This is a genomic window from Candidatus Accumulibacter meliphilus (genome assembly GCF_036625345.1).
Lineage (GTDB): Bacteria > Pseudomonadota > Gammaproteobacteria > Burkholderiales > Rhodocyclaceae > Accumulibacter > Accumulibacter meliphilus.
Genome location: NZ_JAZKTZ010000009.1, coordinates 97,327 through 115,260 on the forward strand (window position 1 = coordinate 97,327; position 17,934 = coordinate 115,260).

Sequence of the window (17,934 nt, forward strand, 5' to 3'; positions counted from 1 at the left end):
GCCACTATTTCGGGCCGCAAACCTTGCCAGAAGGGAATTGTTACGCAAACGGGTCGGTGCTTCGTACCCTTTGGGAAATATGTTGCGTGGCGGTGATTTTGATCAAAGCATTCAAACGGCTCAGGGTCGACTTGATTTGCCTTCCTGGCGATCCGTTGCGTCTGAATGGTAACTGATGCGCCGGGGCAGCTATTGCGGGACAACCCGGAGTTCCGGCGCTTGCTGAACGATCTAGGCCGACGGCGCGACACCTGCCTTCGTCGCTCCGGATCATGCTGCAATCGCTCTGCCCCGCGCTGGCGCCTGATGGCATTGCTCGCGGCGCGGCCATTGCTGCGAACAACTTCGCTTGAGTGAGTGCTATCGTCATAGCTGTTGTTGGCACGTTCATTGCTCGGCAATGAAAAACACCCGGACCAGTATACTGGCTGGCGCCGGGAACCGTCCGATGCCACTTTTCACCCTGATCAAGCGACCGCTCTGACCACTCGCTCCTTGCCTCTGCGAATCATGCTCAACATAAAACACTTCTTCCTGCCTTTGATTTTCGCCACGGGTCTGTGCCTGGCGGCAAGCCCCAAGCCACTCGACGTTACGGCAAATAGCTCGTCGACAGCGCTACCCTCGCTATCCGTGACGACAGGGGTTCTCGAAGCCAAGATCAAGGAGGTCGAGACAGCGACCGACGTGCAGGCAGAGGTCAAGACCCGGCTGGTCGACCTCTACCGGCAAGCGGTGAGCAAAATGGAAGAGGTGAGCGCCAACACGGCGCGGGCCAGCGCCTTCGAGGAAGCGACCCGAACAGCCCCCGTGCAGACGCAGGAGATCCGTGAACAGATCGCGGCCACCCGGCAGAGTGACCCGAAGGAAGCGCTGACGCTCGGCCTCGACGCGCCACTTGAGGAGATCGAGCAGCAACTTGCCAAGGAGCAGGCGGACCTGGCTGCGATGGAAGCCCGTCGTGCTGACTTCGAGAGGCTGCTGTCCTATCAACGGAATCGGCCCGCGACGATCAGCCAGCGTCTCGCCGAAGCCAGGCAGGAACAGGAGGAAATCATCGCCACGCTGGGCGTCCACTCTGCTGCCGACGAAGGACCGGTGCTCAGTCAGGCGCGACGCTGGGTTCTGGAAACGCGCTATGTGGCGCTGAGCACCGAGATCAGGATGCTCGACCAGGAGCTGCTCAGCCAGCGCGCGCGCGTCGGCCTGCTCGAAGCCAAGCTGGAGCAGGAGTCGGCCAGTGTCGACCGGATCGGTACGCAGATCAAACTGTCGAGCGAACTGGTCAACCGCAAGCGCCAGCAGGCTGCGGAACAGGCGCGGCGCGAAGCCGAGGAAGCGCAGCGCGAGGCGCTGGGTTCCCTGCCGGTGATCGTGGATTTGACCAGGCAGAATGCAGAAATCACCGAAGATCTGCACGCCATGGCTGTCCGGCTAGAGACGCTGGACCGCGAACAGGCGCAGGCCGAGCAGCTTGCGGCACGCATTGCGGCGGGTTTCAAGGATGCCAAGAGCACCCTGGATGCCGGCGGGCTGAGCGAGGGGCTGGGCCAGGTCCTGATCAGGCAGCGAAAATTTCTGCCCGACTTCCAGATTTATTCGCGAAAAGCGCGCGCGCGCAAGCACGAGATCGCCGAAGTGGGCGTGCGGCGCTTGCGCCATGGCGCGGAAGCACGACAGATCGCCGATATCGAGCAAGCCGTCGACGCGCTCGAAGCGCAACTGGAGGTCGAGAAAACGCCCCTGTTGCGTTACCAACTCCATGCACTGGTGGCCAAGCGCAGCGCCCTGCTGGAAAAGGCCTTGCAGGACGATGAGTTCTTCCTCGGTCAGCTGCATGAGCTTGACCTTGCCGAGGCGAAGCTGCTCGAGGTCAGCCACGCCTATGACGACTTCCTGAACGAGCATTTGTTCTGGCTGCGGACCAGCGAGCGCACACGGCTGGAAGATGTCAGGCAGCTGCCGGAGCACTTCCGGGAGTTGCTCGCGCCAGCGATCTGGCTGCCCATGGGAGGCGTATTCCTGGATCAGGTCAGCGGCTCGCCAGTCTTCGTTCTTGCCCTGCTGGCGGTCTTCGCCCTGTTGTGGAAACGCCGCGCACTGATCGCCGCGATCGAGGAAATCGCCGGGCGACTCGGCAAACCGTCCACTGACCGCTTCAGCCATACCTTGCGCACCATACTGCTGAGTTTGCTGGCAGCAGCGCCCGCGCCGCTGCTCCTGGGGGCCGTGGGCTGGCAGTTGCTGGTCGCCGAGCAGGGCGCTGACCAGTCGCATGCCGTGGGCGCGGTCCTCGTGCGCCTGGCCGTGCATTTCTATTTCCTGCGCGCCTTGTCGATGCTGTGCATTCCCGGTGGACTGGCCGATGCGCATTTTCGCTGGCCAAAATCCGCGACGCGCTTGCTGAAGATCGAGCTCGACCGGCTGACCTGGATCTATGTGCCGGCGGGCCTGATCGTCATGCTGGCCATGGCCTTGCACCCCAGCGAGAGCGGCAATACCGTCGCCCGACTCAGCTATCTGGCGTTCGCTGCCGCACTCGTCCGCTTTCTCTATCGGGTGTTTCACCCCGGAAAAGGCGTGCTGGCACACTTGCCGAGCGATGATCGCGCGGGAATGCTGTTTCTTGCCTATCGGCTCTGCTTCCCGCTGCTCTTGCTGGCACCCGTGCTGACTGCCGTGTCGGCGCTTGGCGGCTATGTCTATTCTGCGGCTACCGAGTCAAACCTTTTTTTGCACACGCTGTGGACCATCGCCGGTCTGGTGATGCTGCACGCGCTGGCCCTGCGCTGGCTCTTGCTTGCGCAGCGGCGTCTGGCCTACGCGGCGGCTCGCGAACGCCAACGGGCGGCGCTTGCCGCCAGGCAGAGCGCTGACTCGCAAAGCGACGATGAGGGGCGCGGCGCCGCGCAATTCGAGGAGCCCGAAGTGGACCTGGCGGCATTGAGTGAAGCCAGCCGCGAACTCCTCAAAGTCACCATCATCAGCGCCGCACTGGTCGCCCTGTATCTGATCTGGTCGCCCCTGCTGCCGGCGCTGCGCATCTTCGACGACGTCACGCTGTGGTACCAGACGGTAACGGTTGACGGTGCGGACAAGCGCCTGCCGATCACTGTCGGCGATCTCGGCCTGGCGCTGCTTTACGGCATCGGCAGCATGGTGCTGGTCAAGCGTCTGCCGGCCGTTCTCGAGATCATTCTTCTGCAGCGCTTCGAAATGTCATCGGGAAGCCGCTACACGGTGACCACGATCAGCAGCTATGCAATCATTGCTGTCGGTCTCCTGCTGGTCCTGAATACCCTCGGCGCGCAATGGTCGAAGTTGCAGTGGCTGGTCGCAGCGCTGAGCGTCGGCATCGGCTTTGGCCTGCAGGAGATCGTCGCCAACTTCATCAGCGGCCTGATTCTGCTCTTCGAGCGACCGATTCGGGTCGGCGACATCGTCACCGTCGGCGACACCGATGGCGTGGTCACCAAGATCCGCATTCGCGCCACCACCATCCGCAACTGGGACCGCAAGGAACTGGTGGTGCCGAACAAGGAGTTCATCACCGGTCGCCTGCTCAACTGGTCGTTGTCGGACTCGATCACCCGCTCCATCGTCGCGGTAGGGGTTGCTTACGGTAGCGACGTGGACCAGGCGATGGCGATCATGAAGGAGATCGCGGAGGAACAGGAGCATGTGCTCGACGATCCGGCGCCGGTACCGAGTTTCGAAGGCTTCGGCGACAATTCCCTGAACCTGAATCTGCGCGTCTACATCGACTCGATCGACTACCGCCTGTCCACCGTCACCGCCCTGCACAGGGCGATCAACCGCCGCTTCAACGAAGCCGGCATCGTCATCGCCTTCCCGCAGCGCGACCTGCATCTCGATACCAACGGGCCGCTGCGCGTCAGTATCGAGCCTCCCCGATGAAAAACATCTTCGCCGAACTGCCGCCAGGCGCATCGCCCGACGAGCAGTTTCTCGACCTGCTTGCCCGGCCGGGGCTGCGGATCGAACGTATCGTCTCGACCGGCCAGGCCAGCGCGCCGGGTTTCTGGTACGAACAAGCGCAGGGTGAGTGGATCCTGCTGCTGCAAGGGGAGGCGCTGTTGCGCTTCGCGGACCAGCCGCTGGCGCAGCAGCTCAAGGCGGGGGACTTCGTCGACATCGCGCCCTTGCGGCGGCATCGGGTTGAATGGACGCTGCCGGGACGCGAGACGATCTGGCTGGCGGTCCACTACGAAGCGGCTGCCCTCCCCGTCTGATCGCATCCGGGACGCCTGTTCCTGATCGCCGGCCGCGCTGGTCGCGGCGGCGACCGGAATCAGCGCTTGCGCGAGCGAGCGCCAGCCGGCACGGCGCTGACGGCCGAGCGTACCGGCGCACGCGGGGCCGTTTTCGCCGCGGCGGACGCCGGCGGCGGGCGCCGCGTGCCGGTGCCCGGCGGCTGAAAGCTCGGAATCAGCTGCTGGTGGCCGTTGCCAATCAGGTCGGCGCGCCCCATCTGCTTGAGCGCTTCGCGCAGCAAGGGCCAGTTGTTGGCGTCGTGATAGCGCAGAAAAGCTTTGTGCAGGCGGCGCTGGCGAGCGTTGCGAACGGTTTCGACGGTCGCCGATGCCCGGCCCACTTTGGCCAGCGGGTTCTTCTCGCTGTGGTACATGGCCGTGGCAATGGCCATCGGCGTCGGCAGGAAGGTCTGCACCTGGTCGAGGCGAAACTTGTTGCGCTTCAGCCACAGCGCCAGGTTCAGCATGTCGCGGTCGGTGGTGCCCGGATGCGCGGCGATGAAGTACGGAATCAGGTATTGCTGCTTTCCGGCTTCTTTGGAGAATTTCTCGAACATCGCCTTGAACTGCTCGTAGGAGCCCATGCCCGGCTTCATCATGTGCGCCAAGGGCCCGTCTTCGGTGTGCTCGGGCGCGATCTTGAGATAGCCGCCGACGTGATGGCTGACCAGTTCCTTGACGTACTGCGGATCGCGCACGGCGAGGTCGTAGCGCAGACCCGAACTGATCAGCACTTTCTTGACTCCCGGAACCGCCCGCGCCTTGCGGTAGAGATTCACCAGCGGCGTGTGATCGGTGTTCAGGTTTTCACAGATGCCGGGAAAGACGCAGGACAGGCGGCGACACGAGGACTCGATCTTCGCGTCCTTGCAGGCCAGGCGGTACATATTGGCGGTGGGTCCGCCAAGGTCGGAAATGATGCCCGTAAAGCCGGGCGCCTTGTCGCGAATCTCCTCGATCTCGTGCAGGATCGATTCCTCGGAGCGGCTCTGGATGATGCGCCCCTCATGCTCGGTGATCGAGCAGAAGGTGCAGCCGCCGAAGCAGCCGCGCATGATGTTGATCGAGAAGCGAATCATCTCGAAAGCCGGAATCTTGGCGTCGCCGTACGCGGGGTGCGGTCGGCGCTGAAACGGCGAGGCGAAGACGCCATCCATTTCCGGCGTGCTCAGCGGAATCGGCGGCGGATTGAGCCACAGGTCGCGTTCACCATGTCCCTGGATCAGCGCCCGCGCATTGCCGGGATTCGATTCGATGTGGAAAGTCCGCGAGGCATGCGCATAGAGCACCGGATCGGCGACCACCTGTTCGTAGGACGGCAGGCGGATGGCGGTGCGTGTGCGCTCGAGCTTGGGCATGCGCTGATGCAACTGGAACTGCATCCTGATCACCTGCGTGCGCGGCTGTCCGGCGGCGCCGGCTGATTCCGCAGCGCTGGCCGGGTTTGCCGAGGCTGCAGAGTTTTCTGATTTCGATGCGCACAGCGCCTCCTTGCCGCTTTCCGGAGTCATCGCGTAGGGGTCGGGATGGCGGATCAGCGTCCCCGGGGTATCGACTTCGCGGGAATCGATTTCGGCCCAGTCGCTGCCCGGCAACCAGCCGCGCGGGGCCATGAAGGCGGTACCGCGCAGGTCGCGGATGTCGGCGATCTTCTCGCCGGCCGCCAGACGATGCGCCAGCTCGACGATGGCCCGTTCGGCGCTGCCGAAGATCAGCAGATCGGCTTTCGAATCCGGCAGCACGGAGCGGCGCACCTTGTCCGACCAGTAATCGTAGTGCGCGATGCGGCGCAGGCTGGCTTCGATCGAGCCGATCACCACGTTGGCGCCCGGAAAGGCCTCGCGACAGCGTTGCGCGTAGACGACGACCGCGTGATCCGGGCGCCGGTGCGGCTCGGCGTTGGCCGTGTAGGCGTCGTCGGAGCGCGGTTTGCGATCGGCGGTGTAGCGATTGACCATCGAATCCATGTTGCCGGCAGTAACGCCGAAAAACAGATTCGGCCTGCCGAGTACCTGGAAAGCCTTGGCCGACAGCCAGTCGGGCTGGCTGATGATGCCGACGCGAAAGCCCTGCGCTTCGAGCAGGCGCCCGATCAGCGCCATGCCGAAGCTCGGGTGGTCGATGTAGGCGTCGCCGGTGACCAGAATGATGTCGCAGGAGTCCCAGCCGAGTTCATCCATTTCGGCCCGCGACATCGGCAGGAAGGGCGCGCTGCCGAAACGGCTGGCCCAGAATTTCCGGTAGGCGAAGAGATTGCGGGGTGCGCTGCGCGTGGTGTCGATGCTGACAGTGTTCATGGGCTGGCGATTCTACAGCAAGGATCCCGGTCGACCCTTGTATTGCTGCACTGCAGCTTGCTATCCGGCGAATCTGCCGCTAGCTTGAACGCGAAGGTTTATATCGTATACGATATTCGGAGGCTTCCTCATTGACCATTCCGTCGGCGCTTGAACAGATCGCTGCCCAAAAGATCCCCCGCCTCAGCGCGTCGGACCATGTGGCACAGATGCTCAAGAAAGCGATCGTCGATGGTGTGCTGCCGGCGGGCGAACTGCTCCGCCAGGACGAAATCGCCAGCCACTTTCACGTCAGCAAGATCCCCGTCCGCGAAGCATTGAAGCACCTCGAGGCCAAAGGCCTGGTGACTTTCCTGCCCAACCGGGGCGCCGTGGTCGCCTCGCTGTCGGCCGCCGAGATCGGCGAATACATGGAAATCCGGGCCATGCTCGAAGCGCGCGCGGCCCGCCTGTCGGCGCCGCTTATCGACGAGCAGGCCATCGCCAGCGCTCGTCAGCATCTTGCTGCTTTCGCCCTGGCCACCGACGCCGGTCGCTGGGGCGAGTTGAACTGGCTGTTCCACTCGACGCTGTACGCCGCAGCCGAACGCCCGATCCTGCTTGCCGAAATCCGATCGCTGTACAACAAGGTCGAGCGCTACGTGCGCGCACTGTTGTCGATCACCACCGAACTGCCCAAGACCCTGTACGAACACAGCGAGATTCTCGACGCGTTCGTCCGCCGGGACCCGGACGCGGCGGCAGAACTCACGCGGGCACATGTGCTCGACGCGGGTGCGTCACTTGTCCATTACCTGAATTACCACCGTAGCAAAGGAGGAAACAAATGAAGAAATCGATCCTGATGGCCAGCTTCAGTCTGCTGGCCCTCGCCGGCGGCAGCGCTTACGCCGATATTCTGGTGGCCATCGCCGGCCCGATGACCGGTCAATACGCGTCGGCGGGTGACCAGATCCGCAAGGGCGCCGAGATGGCCATCGCCGACATCAACGCCAAAGGCGGCGTCCTTGGCCAGAAGCTGCAACTGGAAATCGGCGACGACGCCTGCGATCCGAAACAGGCCGTTTCAGTGGCCAATACGATGGTCAACAAGCAGATCGTCTTCATGCACGGGCACTGGTGTTCGAGCTCGACGATCCCGGCCTCCGACGTCTACAACGAGTCGCAGATTCCGATGGCGACCGTGTCGACCAACCCGCAGGTCACCGAGCGCGGCTTGAAGAACATTTTCCGGATCATGGGCCGCGATGACCAGCAAGGCCTGGTCGCCGGCACTTTCCTGGCCGAGCACTTCAAGGGCCAGAAAATTGCCGTGGTCGATGACAAGAACGCTTACGGCAAGGGCCTCGCCGATGAGATTGCCAAGGCGATGGAAGCGAAAGGCGTCAAGCCAGCGCTGCGCGAATCGATCACCGCCGGCGAAAAAGACTATTCGGGTCTGGTCAGCAAGCTCAAGTCGGCCGGCGTTGAAGTGATGGCTTTCGGTGGCTACCACACGGAAGTCGCGCTGATCCTGCGCCAGGCACAGCAGGCAGGCCTGAAACTGATGGTGATGGGTGGCGACACGATGACCAACTCCGAACTGGTGACCGCTGCCGGCCCGGCCGCCGACAACGTGTTCTTCACCTTCGCGCCGGATCCGCGCAAGAACCCTTCTGCCGCCGCCGTCGTCAAGAAGTTTCGTGACGCCAAGGTCGAGCCCGAGGGCTACGTGATGTACGCCTATGCGGCCATGCAGTTGTTCGCCGAAGCCGCGGACAAGGCCAAGAGCACCAAGTACAAGGACCTCGAGAAGGCGATGCGTTCAGGCAGCTTCGACACGGTGATCGGCACACTGAGTTTCGACGCCAAGGGCGACAACAAGCTGCCCGGCTTCATGGTCTATCAGTGGCAAGGTGGCAAGTACGATTACGTGAAGAAGTAAGCAGCGACGTGGTGCCGGCTGGCTCGGCCAGCCGGCACCGGGACCGAGAACGACTCGCGGCGTCCGCCCCGAGGGCGGACATTTCCACAAGGCAAGGCGGCACCGACGCAGCGTGCCAAATCGCATGAACTCATGAACTCGCATCAACTCGCATCAACTCGCATCAACTCGCATCAACTCGACTCGACGGGAGAGAGCATGAGCGTGGCCACACCGCAAGCACTACGGCAGCGTTTGCGTGACTATCATCGCATTGACGAGGAAACGCTCGTCGAGGAGCTGATCGCCAAGGCGCGCTTCACCGCATCCGAACAGCAGGGTATCCGCCAACGCGCGACGCCGCTGGTGCAGACGGTTCGCGACCAACGCTTGAAAAGCGGCGGCATCGATGCCTTCCTGACCACCTACGACCTTTCGTCGCGCGAGGGGGTGGTGCTGATGTGCCTCGCCGAAGCGCTGCTGCGCATTCCCGACGCAGACACCGTCGATCGCCTGATTCGCGACAAGATCGGCAGCACCGAGTGGCAGAAGCGACTCGGCGCCTCGCACAGCACTTTCGTCAATGCCGGCACCTGGGCCTTGATGCTCACCGGCCAGATCGTCAATCTCGACACGGCGCAGCGCAACGTCAGCGGCATTCTCAAGCGCCTGGTTTCGCGCACCGGCGAACCCGTGATCCGCCAGGCGGTGACCACCGCGATGCGCATTCTCGGCAAGCAGTTCGTCATGGGGCGTAATATCAATGAGGCGCTGGAGCGCGCACGTAGCGGCGGAAAAAGCCGGCTACCGGCACTCCTACGACATGCTCGGCGAAGCCGCACGCACCAGCGCCGACGCGCTGCGCTACTTCGATTCCTACAGCAAGGCGATCGCCGCCATCGGCGACTCGGCCAGTGGTCGGCCGCCGTTCATCGCGCCATCGATCTCGATCAAGCTCTCCGCCTTGCACCCGCGTTATGAAGTCGCCAACGAAGAACGTGTGCGCCGCGAACTGCTGCCGGCGATCAAGGCGCTGGCGGTCAGGGCCAAGGCCAGGAACATCGGCCTGACCATCGACGCCGAGGAAGCCGAGCGCCTCGAACTGTCGATGGGACTGATCGAAGCGCTGGCCACCGATCACGAACTGCTCGGCTGGAACGGGCTCGGTCTGGCCATCCAGGCCTACCAGAAACGCGCCCTGCCCCTGCTCGACTGGCTTGCCGACGTCGCCCACCGTGGTCAGCGGCGCTTGCTGGTGCGCCTGTGCAAAGGCGCCTACTGGGACGCCGAGATCAAGATCGCGCAGGAGCGTGGGCATGGCGATTACCCGGTGTTTACGCGCAAGGTGACCAGCGACGTCTCCTACCTGGCCTGTACCAGGCGCTTGTTCGCCGATCCTCAGGCCTTCTACCCGGCATTCGCGACGCACAACGCGCACACCCTCGCCGCCGTCGCCGAAATCGCGATCAGCGCCGGCGGCAGCGACGAGTGGGAATACCAGCGCCTGCACGGCATGGGCGAAGAGCTCTACGACCAGATCGTCGGGGCCAGGAAATGGAACCGGCCCTGTCGCGTTTACGCGCCGGTCGGCAGCCATGAAGACCTGCTCGCCTACCTGGTTCGTCGCCTCCTCGAGAATGGTGCCAACTCGTCCTTCGTCAATCGCATCGCCGACGCCGAGCTGCCGATCGACGCGCTGATTGCCGACCCGGTCGAAAGACTGGCCGCGCTGGCGGTCAAACGCCAGCCGCGCATCCCGCTGCCACGTGACATTTTCGGTGCCAAACGCGCCAACAGTGAAGGACCGGACATGAACGACAAAGCCGCACTGCAAGACCTGCACCAGGCCATCCAGCAAAGCCAGACGGTGAACTACCTCGCCGCGCCGCTGATTGGCGGCAAGCAGGGAACCGGCGCCAGCAGCCGGCCGGTCTGTTCGCCGGCCAACCAGCGCGAAGTCGTCGGACAGGTGATCGAAGCCAGCGTCGCCGACGTCAACGCCGCGCTGGCGGTCGCGCAGGCGGCCTTCCCGGCCTGGGAAGCGACGCCCGCCGCCACCCGTGCGGCCGCTCTCGAGCGTGCCGCCGACCTGATGCAGGAAGGCCTCCCGGAACTGGTCGCGCTGATCGTTCGCGAAGGCGGCCGCATCCAGGTCGACGCCGTTTCCGAAGTCCGCGAGGCGATCGATTTCTGCCGCTACTACGCCGCCCAGGCCAGGGAGAAGTTCGCCGCGCCGATCGTGCTACCCGGCCCGACCGGCGAGAGCAACAGCCTGTCGCTGCACGGCCGCGGAGTTTTCGTCTGCATCAGCCCGTGGAATTTCCCGCTGGCCATTTTCGTCGGCCAGGTCGCCGCGGCGCTGGCCGCCGGCAACACGGTGCTCGCCAAGCCCGCCGAGCAGACGCCACTGGTCGCTGCGCTGGCTGTGGGCATGCTGCACAGCGCCGGCATCCCGACCAATGTCCTGGCCTTCCTGCCCGGCGATGGCCGCGTCGGTGCGGCGATGGTCGCCGGCCGCGAATGCGCCGGCGTGGCCTTCACCGGCTCGACCGAGGTGGCGCGCATCATCGCCCGCAGCCTGGCCGGCAAGGACGGCCCGCTGGTGCCGTTGATCGCCGAGACCGGTGGTCAGAACGCGCTGATCGCCGACTCGTCGGCACTGCCCGAACAGATCGTCCGCGACGTCCTCGCCTCGGCCTTCAATTCGGCCGGTCAGCGCTGCTCGGCGCTACGCGTGCTCTTCGTCCAGGCGGATATTGCCGACCGCGTCGGCACGATGCTCGCCGGCGCGATGCAGGAACTGCGCATCGGCGACCCGGCCGACCTGCGCACCGACGTCGGCCCGGTAATCGACGAAGCCGCGCGCAAGGTGCTCGTCGCCCACGCCAGCTGGCTGGACAGTTTTGCCACCCCGCTCTATACCTGCGCGCTCGACGAGCAGGCCACCGCCGACGGCAGCTTCTTTGCCCCACGCGCCTACGAAATCGACAGCCTGTCGCGCCTCGAACGCGAAGTCTTCGGGCCGATCCTGCACATCGTCCGCTGGCGCGGCGAGGATCTCGACGAAGTCTGCGACGCCATCGCCAGCACCGGCTACGGCCTGACCCTGGGCATCCACAGCCGCATCGAGAACACCATCCGCCGCATCACTGCCCGCCTCCATGTCGGCAACACCTACGTCAACCGCAACCTCATCGGCGCGGTCGTCGGCGTGCAGCCTTTCGGTGGTGAAGGACTGTCGGGCACCGGGCCGAAGGCCGGTGGGCCGCACTATCTTTACCGTTTCGCCAGCGAGCGCACGCTGTCGGTCGATACCACCGCGGCGGGCGGCAATGCCAGCTTGATGGCGCTCGACGCGGGTGATGAATGAGAAAGCGCCGAGATGCAAATACTGGATCGATGTAGACGGCTTTGATATTCAGGAAGCCTATTGTTACGGATTGTCATCCCGGGACAGGAAGCAAATACGTCAAATAATCTTTGAGCACTTCGATTATATCGTTGAGCAGTGGAGAGAATTACAGGAAAGGCGGGGAAAATGAAAAAGCACCATGAAGTGGATGGCATCGCTATCGAACGGGGCATTCTCAGCCTCGTCGTCGACGGCCAGAGAATTCAGCGTGACCTGAAGCAAATATCACCGGCGCTGGCGGCCGCGACGGAGGAAGAACAGAAGGAATTCGAAGTTTCTCCCTCGGGGTATGGTATTCACTGGAAATTGATCGACGAAGACATCTCGATCGATGGTCTGCTTGGTGTCGCACATCATCCGACCATGAGCAGACGAAGCGCCTGACCACAATCGTGACCTACCCAATACTGATGCTTGCCGACCGAAGCGATTTCGGTCCGAAGCGCTGCCAGTTTGACGGCTACCGAAGCTATCGGCGGTCGCGTCACATGACTGGCGCCATGGCAGCCTGCCGTGACCTTGGCATTCCAGAGCCCGGAAGATTCTGACGCTGCGCGTGCCGGCGAAGTTTGACGGTCTGACGCAAGCACAATAATCAGCGCATTTCGCGCCAGCAGCAAAGGAGGAAGGTGATGGCTCTTGCACTTCAGCAACTGATCAACGGCCTGACGCTTGGTGCCGTCTATGGCCTGATCGCCATCGGGTACACGATGGTCTACGGCATCATCGGGATGATCAACTTCGCGCACGGTGACATCTACATGGTCAGCGCCTTCATCGCCGTCACCGTGTTCACCCTGCTCGCCAGTTTCGCGATCAGCTCGGTGCCTCTGGCTCTGGTGCTGGTGCTGATCATCGCCGTCCTGTTTACCTCGGTCTATGGCTGGGCCGTCGAGCGCATCGCTTACCGGCCGCTGCGCGGGGCGACGCGCCTGGCGCCACTGATTTCGGCGATCGGCATGTCGATTTTCCTGCAGAACATGGTGCAGCTGACGCAGGGCGCGCGCGTCAAACCGATCCCACCAGTGCTGGTCGGCGGCATCGACCTGATGACCGTCGACGGCTTCACCGTTCGCCTGGCCTACACGCAGATTCTCATCGTCATCGTCACCGTTGCGCTGATGGTCGGCTTCACTTACCTGATCACAAAAACCTCATTCGGGCGACAGCAACGATCCTGCGAGCAGGATCGAACCATGACCGCCCTGCTCGGCATCAATGTCGACCGCACGATTTCGCTGACTTTCATGCTCGGTGCAGCGCTGGCGGCGGTGGCCGGGGTGATGGTCACCGTCTATTACGGGGTGGTCGACTTCTTCATCGGTTTCGTCGCCGGCATCAAGGCGTTCACGGCGGCCGTTCTCGGCGGCATCGGCTCGCTGCCGGGGGCGATGCTCGGCGGCCTGCTGATTGGCCTGATCGAAGCTTTCTGGGCCGCCTATCTGTCCGCCGAATACAAGGACGTGGCGACTTTCAGCATCCTGATCCTGGTCCTGATGTTCCGCCCTTCCGGCCTGCTCGGCCGTCCTGAAGTGGAGAAAGTCTGATGGCCGCTTTCGTTCTCGCCCCGCACAGCCTCTCGCCCGCGACGCGTCTCAAGGACGCCGCCGCGGTGGCCTTTATTGCCCTGCTGCTGGGCATTCCGATGATCGGTCTGACTACCGTCGATAGCGGCGGCGCGTTGCAGATTGCCACTCGCTGGCCGACCCTGTTCACCTTCGTCGGCGTCGCTTTCGCCGGCCGGCTGGTTCTGCGTTACGGCATCGACCAGTTCAAGGCGCACCAACTGACGCGGGAGCGCTCGAGCGCGGCCACGGCCGCGGCAGCGCTGACCGACAGCAGTGGGCGCGCCGGCAGCCCGCTGCTCACCTGGGTCGCCTGGGCAGCCTTCGGCGTCGCACTGACCTTGCCGATGTTCTTTGCCGACAACCGTTACGTCGTCGATACCGCGACCACCGTGCTCATCTACGTCATGCTCGGTTGGGGGCTGAACGTCGTCGTCGGCCTGGCCGGTCTGCTCGACCTGGGTTACGTCGCCTTCTACGCCGTCGGTGCCTACACCTATGCCATCCTGGGAACCGAATTCGGCTGGGGCTTCTGGCAGGCCCTACCCGTGGCCGGCGGCATGGCAGCGCTTTTCGGGGTCCTGCTCGGCTGGCCGACGCTGCGCCTGCGCGGCGACTATCTGGCCATCGTGACGCTCGGTTTCGGTGAGATCATTCGCGTCATTCTGGTGAACTGGACCGAGCTCTCCGGCGGCCCGAACGGCATTGCGTCGATTCCGCGCCCGACCTTCTTCGGTCTTGAGCTCAAGCCGCCCGGCGACGACCCGACCTTTGCCTCGTTTTTCGGTATCGAGTATTCGCCAATCCAGCGCCTGATCTTTCTCTACTACCTGATCCTGGCGCTGGCGCTGCTCACCAACCTTTTCGTCTCGCGCATGCGCAAACTGCCGATCGGACGCGCCTGGGAAGCGATCCGCGAAGACGAGATCGCCTGCAAGGCAATGGGCATCAACGCCCGCAACGTCAAGCTCTCGGCCTTTGCCATCGGGGCCATGCTCGGCGGTTTTGCCGGTGTTTTCTTCGCTGCCCGGATGGGCTTCATCTCGCCGGAATCCTTCACGTTCAGCGAATCGGCGATCATCCTGGCGATCGTCGTTCTCGGCGGCATGGGCAGCCAGCTGGGCGTCGTCCTGGCCTCGCTGGTACTGGTCCTGCTGCCCGAGTTGGGACGCGATTTCGCCGAGTACCGGATGCTGCTCTTCGGCGCGGCGATGGTCCTGATCATGGTCTGGAAGCCGGGCGGCATCCTGTCGCACCGCGAACCGACGCTGCGTTATGTCGCCGACGGAGACGGCAAATGAGCGCCACCAACACCACTCCGCTGCTCAGCGTCGAGCGCCTGACCATGCGCTTCGGGGGTCTCCTGGCCATCGACGACATGTCGCTGGACGTCGCCGCACGCCAGATCACCGGCGTCATCGGACCTAACGGTGCCGGCAAGACGACTTTCTTCAACTGCCTGACCGGCTTCTACAAGCCGACCGAAGGCAGCGTCCGCCTGAACCACCCAAAGCGCGGGCTGATGCGCCTCGAAACCCTGCCCAGCCACCAGGTGGCGCACAAGGCGCAGGTAGTGCGCACTTTTCAGAACATTCGCCTGTTCCCGAAAATGACCGTCCTCGAAAACCTGATGGTGGCCCAGCACAATGCGCTGCAGCATGCGTCGCGTTTTTCGCTGGCCGGACTTTTCGGCCTCGCCGGCTATCGGCGTGCCGAGGCGGCGGCGATGGAAAAGGCCATCGGCTGGCTGCAGCGGCTGGAGCTGATCGACAAGGCCAATACCGCGGCCGGCGACCTGCCCTACGGCATGCAGCGGCGCATCGAGATCGCGCGCGCTCTCTGTGTCGACCCGCTACTGCTCTGCCTCGACGAGCCGGCCGCCGGCCTCAATCCGCGCGAATCGGCCGAACTCAACGAACTTCTCAAGCACCTGGCAGCTGACGAAGGCATCGCCATCCTGCTCATCGAGCACGACATGAGTGTGGTGATGAACGTCTCGGACCATATCTGCGTGCTCAACTACGGGCGCAAGATCGCCGAAGGCACGCCAGCGCACATCCAGCAGGACGCGAACGTCATAAAGGCCTATCTGGGCGAGGACGATGCCGACGAACAACTGCACGCGGAGGCCAACTCATGATGCTGCAACTGTCGGGTGTCCATGCCCACTATGGAAGCATCCACGCCCTGCACGGCGTCGATGTGGCAGTGCAGGTCGGCGAGGTGGTGACCCTGATCGGCGCCAACGGCGCTGGCAAGTCGACGCTGATGATGTCCATCTTCGGCCAGCCGCGCGCCTCGGCCGGGCGCATCGTCTTCGACGGCGAAGACATCACCGCCCTGCCGACCCATGACATCGCCCGCCGCGGCATCGCCCTGGTGCCCGAAGGGCGGCGTATTTTCCCGCGCATGTCGGTCCTCGAAAACCTGCAAATGGGCGCCGTTCTCGGCGAAGAGAGCAACTTCGCGGTCGACCTCAAACGCATGTACACCCTTTTTCCGATTCTCGAAGAGCGTTGCACGCAGAGTGCCGGCACGCTTTCCGGTGGCGAACAGCAGATGCTGGCCATCGCCCGCGCGCTGATGAGCCGGCCGCAACTGCTGCTCCTCGACGAGCCTTCTCTGGGCCTGGCGCCACTGTATATCAAGAAGATTTTCCAGATCATTCGCGAGCTCAACCGCGAACACGGCATGACCATCCTGCTCGTCGAGCAAAACGCGCACCATGCCCTGCGCGTGGCGCATCGTGGCTACGTCCTGCAGCACGGCCAGATCATTCTCTCCGGTACGGGGAGCGAACTGCTGGCCAGTCCGGAAGTGCGCGCCGCCTATCTCGAAGGCGCCCAGACGGAGACCGCTGCCTAGCCGAGCGCTGGCCGCGGAAGAGTGGAAAAGAGCGAAGCCCCACCACGCTGGCTACCCTTTGTCGTCCTCGGCATCGGGCTGCTGGCGATTTCCTTCGGCGCCATTCTGGCGCGGCTGGCGCAGGGCTATGGCCTGCCGTCCCTGACCATCGCCACCCTGCGCCTGGGACTGGCGGCGCTGATCATCACCCCGATTGCCCTCTGGCAATCGGGCCATGTGCTGCGCGCCCTGAGCCTGCGCCAGGCCCTGCTGACCTGCGGCGCCGGATTCTTCCTGGCGCTGCACTTCGCCACCTGGATCAGCTCTCTCGAATACACCTCGGTAGCCAGCAGCACGGCGCTGGTGACCACCAATCTGCTCTGGGTTGGCATCGCGTCGTTTTTTCTCTTTGGGGAAAAGCCGGGTACCGTGATGGCCCTGGGCATCGTCATCTCGCTTTCCGGCAGCCTGCTGATCTTCTGGAGCGACAGCCAGAGCAGTGCGGCCGGCAGTGACCCGCTGCTCGGCAACTTCCTGGCCATCGTCGGCAGCTGGTGTTTTTCCGCCTACCTGCTGATCGGGCGGCGCCTGCGCGCCAATCTGCCGCTACCGGCCTACGTCTGGCTGGCCTATGGCAGCGCCTCGCTGTTTCTGCTCTTCGCCTGCCAGTTGAGCAACACGCCGCTCGCCGGCTATTCCGGCGCCGCCTACCTGATCGCTCTGGGTATGGCGCTCGGCCCGCAGTTGCTCGGGCACACTTCGTACAACTGGTCGCTGAAACACGTCTCCGCGACTTTCATCGCCGTGGTCACGCTCGGCGAACCGGTCGGCAGCGCGGCGCTGGCCTGGATATTCTTCGCCGAGTCGTTTGCGCTGCTGCAGGGGATTGGCTTTGTGCTGCTGCTCTTCGGGATCTATCTGGCGGCGCGTGGCGAAGGCCGTTGAGCCACGGCCACTCGGGCTCGAAAACGCAGTCCCTCGTCGCAACACGGAAGACGGGCGAAAAGACGAACAAGGCGTCCCTCAGGCGATCTCGCAGGCTTCCTCGAAACTCAAGCGTGGCCCACGCGGATGCAGCGCCGCGGGATCGCCGATGCCAAGATTGCACAGAAAATTGGCCTGGTAACGCCCGTCCGGAAAGAACGCGGCGTTGAGCTTGCCAGCGTCGAAGCCGGACATCGGCCCGCAATCCAGACCCAGCGCACGCGCGGCGAGAATCAGGTAAGCGCCTTGCAAGGTGCCGTTGCGTGCGGCGGTGCTGGCAGCCAGTTCCGCGTTGCCGGCAAACATTGGCTGGGCGTCGTAGGCCGGGAACATCGTCGGCAGATGTTCGTAGAAGCGCGTGTCGGTGGCAACGATGACGGTTGCCGGGGCAGCCAGCGTCTTGTCCAGGTTACCGGGCGATAGTGCTGGCGCCAAACGGGCCTTGCCCTCGGCGCTGGTCACGAACAGCAGCCGCGCGGGCTGGCAATTCATGGACGTCGGGCCCCACTTCATCAAGCTGTACAGATGACGCAGAGTGGCCTCGGGAAGCGGCTCGGGGGCGAAAGCGTTGTGGGTTCGCGCTTCGCAGAATAGTTGGGCGAGTGCTGCGCTGTTCAGGCTTCTGGTCATGTGCTCTCTCCTCCAGAGGTTTGGG

General features: G+C 63.8%; 13 protein-coding genes and 1 pseudogene. 12 read left to right on the plus strand and 2 right to left on the minus strand.

Annotation, left to right across the window (positions count from 1 at the left end; genetic code table 11):
- Window positions 1-510 precede the first annotated feature (510 nt).
- Both V5B40_RS18540 and V5B40_RS18545 read left to right on the plus strand, forming a co-directional pair.
- Complete coding sequence (locus tag V5B40_RS18540; RefSeq protein ID WP_332355883.1) at window positions 511-3,918, plus strand: mechanosensitive ion channel domain-containing protein; 3,408 nt, start codon at window positions 511-513, stop codon at window positions 3,916-3,918.
- Window positions 3,915-4,253 (plus strand): cupin, encoded by a 339-nt coding sequence (locus V5B40_RS18545; protein ID WP_332355884.1) that lies wholly within the window; start codon window positions 3,915-3,917, stop codon window positions 4,251-4,253. The genes V5B40_RS18540 and V5B40_RS18545 overlap by 4 nt, the downstream gene beginning before the upstream one ends.
- A gap of 59 nt (window positions 4,254-4,312) precedes the next feature.
- Here the strand turns inward: V5B40_RS18545 and V5B40_RS18550 are convergent, their stop codons facing one another.
- The gene (locus V5B40_RS18550; RefSeq protein ID WP_332355885.1) at window positions 4,313-6,571 is read right to left on the minus strand and encodes a YgiQ family radical SAM protein; all 2,259 of its coding nucleotides are present in this window, start codon (window positions 6,569-6,571) and stop codon (window positions 4,313-4,315) included.
- Window positions 6,572-6,702: 131 nt separating this feature from the next.
- On the opposite strand from V5B40_RS18550, the gene V5B40_RS18555 reads away from it, so the two are divergent.
- The 10 genes and pseudogenes from V5B40_RS18555 to V5B40_RS18600 all read left to right on the plus strand — a co-directional run bounded on the left by V5B40_RS18555 (window position 6,703) and on the right by V5B40_RS18600 (window position 17,240).
- Window positions 6,703-7,401, plus strand: coding sequence for a GntR family transcriptional regulator (locus V5B40_RS18555; RefSeq protein WP_332355886.1), 699 nt, complete (start codon window positions 6,703-6,705; stop codon window positions 7,399-7,401).
- The gene (locus tag V5B40_RS18560; protein WP_332355887.1) at window positions 7,398-8,495 is read left to right on the plus strand and encodes a branched-chain amino acid ABC transporter substrate-binding protein; all 1,098 of its coding nucleotides are present in this window, start codon (window positions 7,398-7,400) and stop codon (window positions 8,493-8,495) included. Before V5B40_RS18555 ends, V5B40_RS18560 begins: the two co-directional genes overlap by 4 nt.
- Before the next feature lie 198 nt (window positions 8,496-8,693).
- Window positions 8,694-11,844: pseudogene (gene putA, locus V5B40_RS18565) on the plus strand (bifunctional proline dehydrogenase/L-glutamate gamma-semialdehyde dehydrogenase PutA).
- Entirely contained in the window at window positions 11,837-12,016 is a 180-nt protein-coding gene (locus V5B40_RS18570; protein ID WP_332355888.1) for a DUF4160 domain-containing protein, read from the plus strand. Before putA ends, V5B40_RS18570 begins: the two are co-directional and overlap by 8 nt.
- Window positions 12,013-12,270, plus strand: a complete 258-nt coding sequence (locus V5B40_RS18575) for a DUF2442 domain-containing protein (protein ID WP_332355889.1) — start codon at window positions 12,013-12,015, stop codon at window positions 12,268-12,270. Before V5B40_RS18570 ends, V5B40_RS18575 begins: the two co-directional genes overlap by 4 nt.
- A 248-nt stretch (window positions 12,271-12,518) precedes the next feature.
- Entirely contained in the window at window positions 12,519-13,433 is a 915-nt protein-coding gene (locus V5B40_RS18580) for an ABC transporter permease subunit (protein ID WP_332355890.1), read from the plus strand.
- Complete coding sequence (gene livM / locus V5B40_RS18585) at window positions 13,433-14,752, plus strand: high-affinity branched-chain amino acid ABC transporter permease LivM (RefSeq protein WP_332355891.1); 1,320 nt, start codon at window positions 13,433-13,435, stop codon at window positions 14,750-14,752. Before V5B40_RS18580 ends, livM begins: the two co-directional genes overlap by 1 nt.
- Window positions 14,749-15,591 carry an ABC transporter ATP-binding protein gene (locus tag V5B40_RS18590; RefSeq protein WP_332355892.1) on the plus strand — a complete coding sequence of 281 codons (843 nt, stop codon included), beginning with the start codon at window positions 14,749-14,751 and terminating at the stop codon, window positions 15,589-15,591. The genes livM and V5B40_RS18590 overlap by 4 nt, the downstream gene beginning before the upstream one ends.
- Window positions 15,591-16,316, plus strand: coding sequence for an ABC transporter ATP-binding protein (locus V5B40_RS18595; RefSeq protein ID WP_332355964.1), 726 nt, complete (start codon window positions 15,591-15,593; stop codon window positions 16,314-16,316). Before V5B40_RS18590 ends, V5B40_RS18595 begins: the two co-directional genes overlap by 1 nt.
- Before the next feature lie 21 nt (window positions 16,317-16,337).
- Window positions 16,338-17,240, plus strand: a complete 903-nt coding sequence (locus V5B40_RS18600; protein WP_332355893.1) for a DMT family transporter — start codon at window positions 16,338-16,340, stop codon at window positions 17,238-17,240.
- Between the two features lie 78 nt (window positions 17,241-17,318).
- On the opposite strand, the gene V5B40_RS18605 is transcribed toward V5B40_RS18600, so the two are convergent.
- The gene (locus V5B40_RS18605) at window positions 17,319-17,909 is read right to left on the minus strand and encodes a malonic semialdehyde reductase (protein WP_332355894.1); all 591 of its coding nucleotides are present in this window, start codon (window positions 17,907-17,909) and stop codon (window positions 17,319-17,321) included.
- Window positions 17,910-17,934 lie beyond the last annotated feature (25 nt).

Coding starts and splice junctions, on each gene's coding strand:
- V5B40_RS18570 (WP_332355888.1), top strand. CDS start 11,837: ATGAATGAGAAAGCGCCGAGATGCAAATACTGGATCGATGTAGACGGC.
- V5B40_RS18580 (WP_332355890.1), top strand. CDS start 12,519: ATGGCTCTTGCACTTCAGCAACTGATCAACGGCCTGACGCTTGGTGCC.
- V5B40_RS18575 (WP_332355889.1), top strand. CDS start 12,013: ATGAAAAAGCACCATGAAGTGGATGGCATCGCTATCGAACGGGGCATT.
- V5B40_RS18590 (WP_332355892.1), top strand. CDS start 14,749: ATGAGCGCCACCAACACCACTCCGCTGCTCAGCGTCGAGCGCCTGACC.
- V5B40_RS18605 (WP_332355894.1), bottom strand. CDS start 17,909: ATGACCAGAAGCCTGAACAGCGCAGCACTCGCCCAACTATTCTGCGAA.
- V5B40_RS18545 (WP_332355884.1), top strand. CDS start 3,915: ATGAAAAACATCTTCGCCGAACTGCCGCCAGGCGCATCGCCCGACGAG.
- V5B40_RS18550 (WP_332355885.1), bottom strand. CDS start 6,571: ATGAACACTGTCAGCATCGACACCACGCGCAGCGCACCCCGCAATCTC.
- V5B40_RS18560 (WP_332355887.1), top strand. CDS start 7,398: ATGAAGAAATCGATCCTGATGGCCAGCTTCAGTCTGCTGGCCCTCGCC.
- V5B40_RS18540 (WP_332355883.1), top strand. CDS start 511: ATGCTCAACATAAAACACTTCTTCCTGCCTTTGATTTTCGCCACGGGT.
- livM (WP_332355891.1), top strand. CDS start 13,433: ATGGCCGCTTTCGTTCTCGCCCCGCACAGCCTCTCGCCCGCGACGCGT.
- V5B40_RS18595 (WP_332355964.1), top strand. CDS start 15,591: ATGCTGCAACTGTCGGGTGTCCATGCCCACTATGGAAGCATCCACGCC.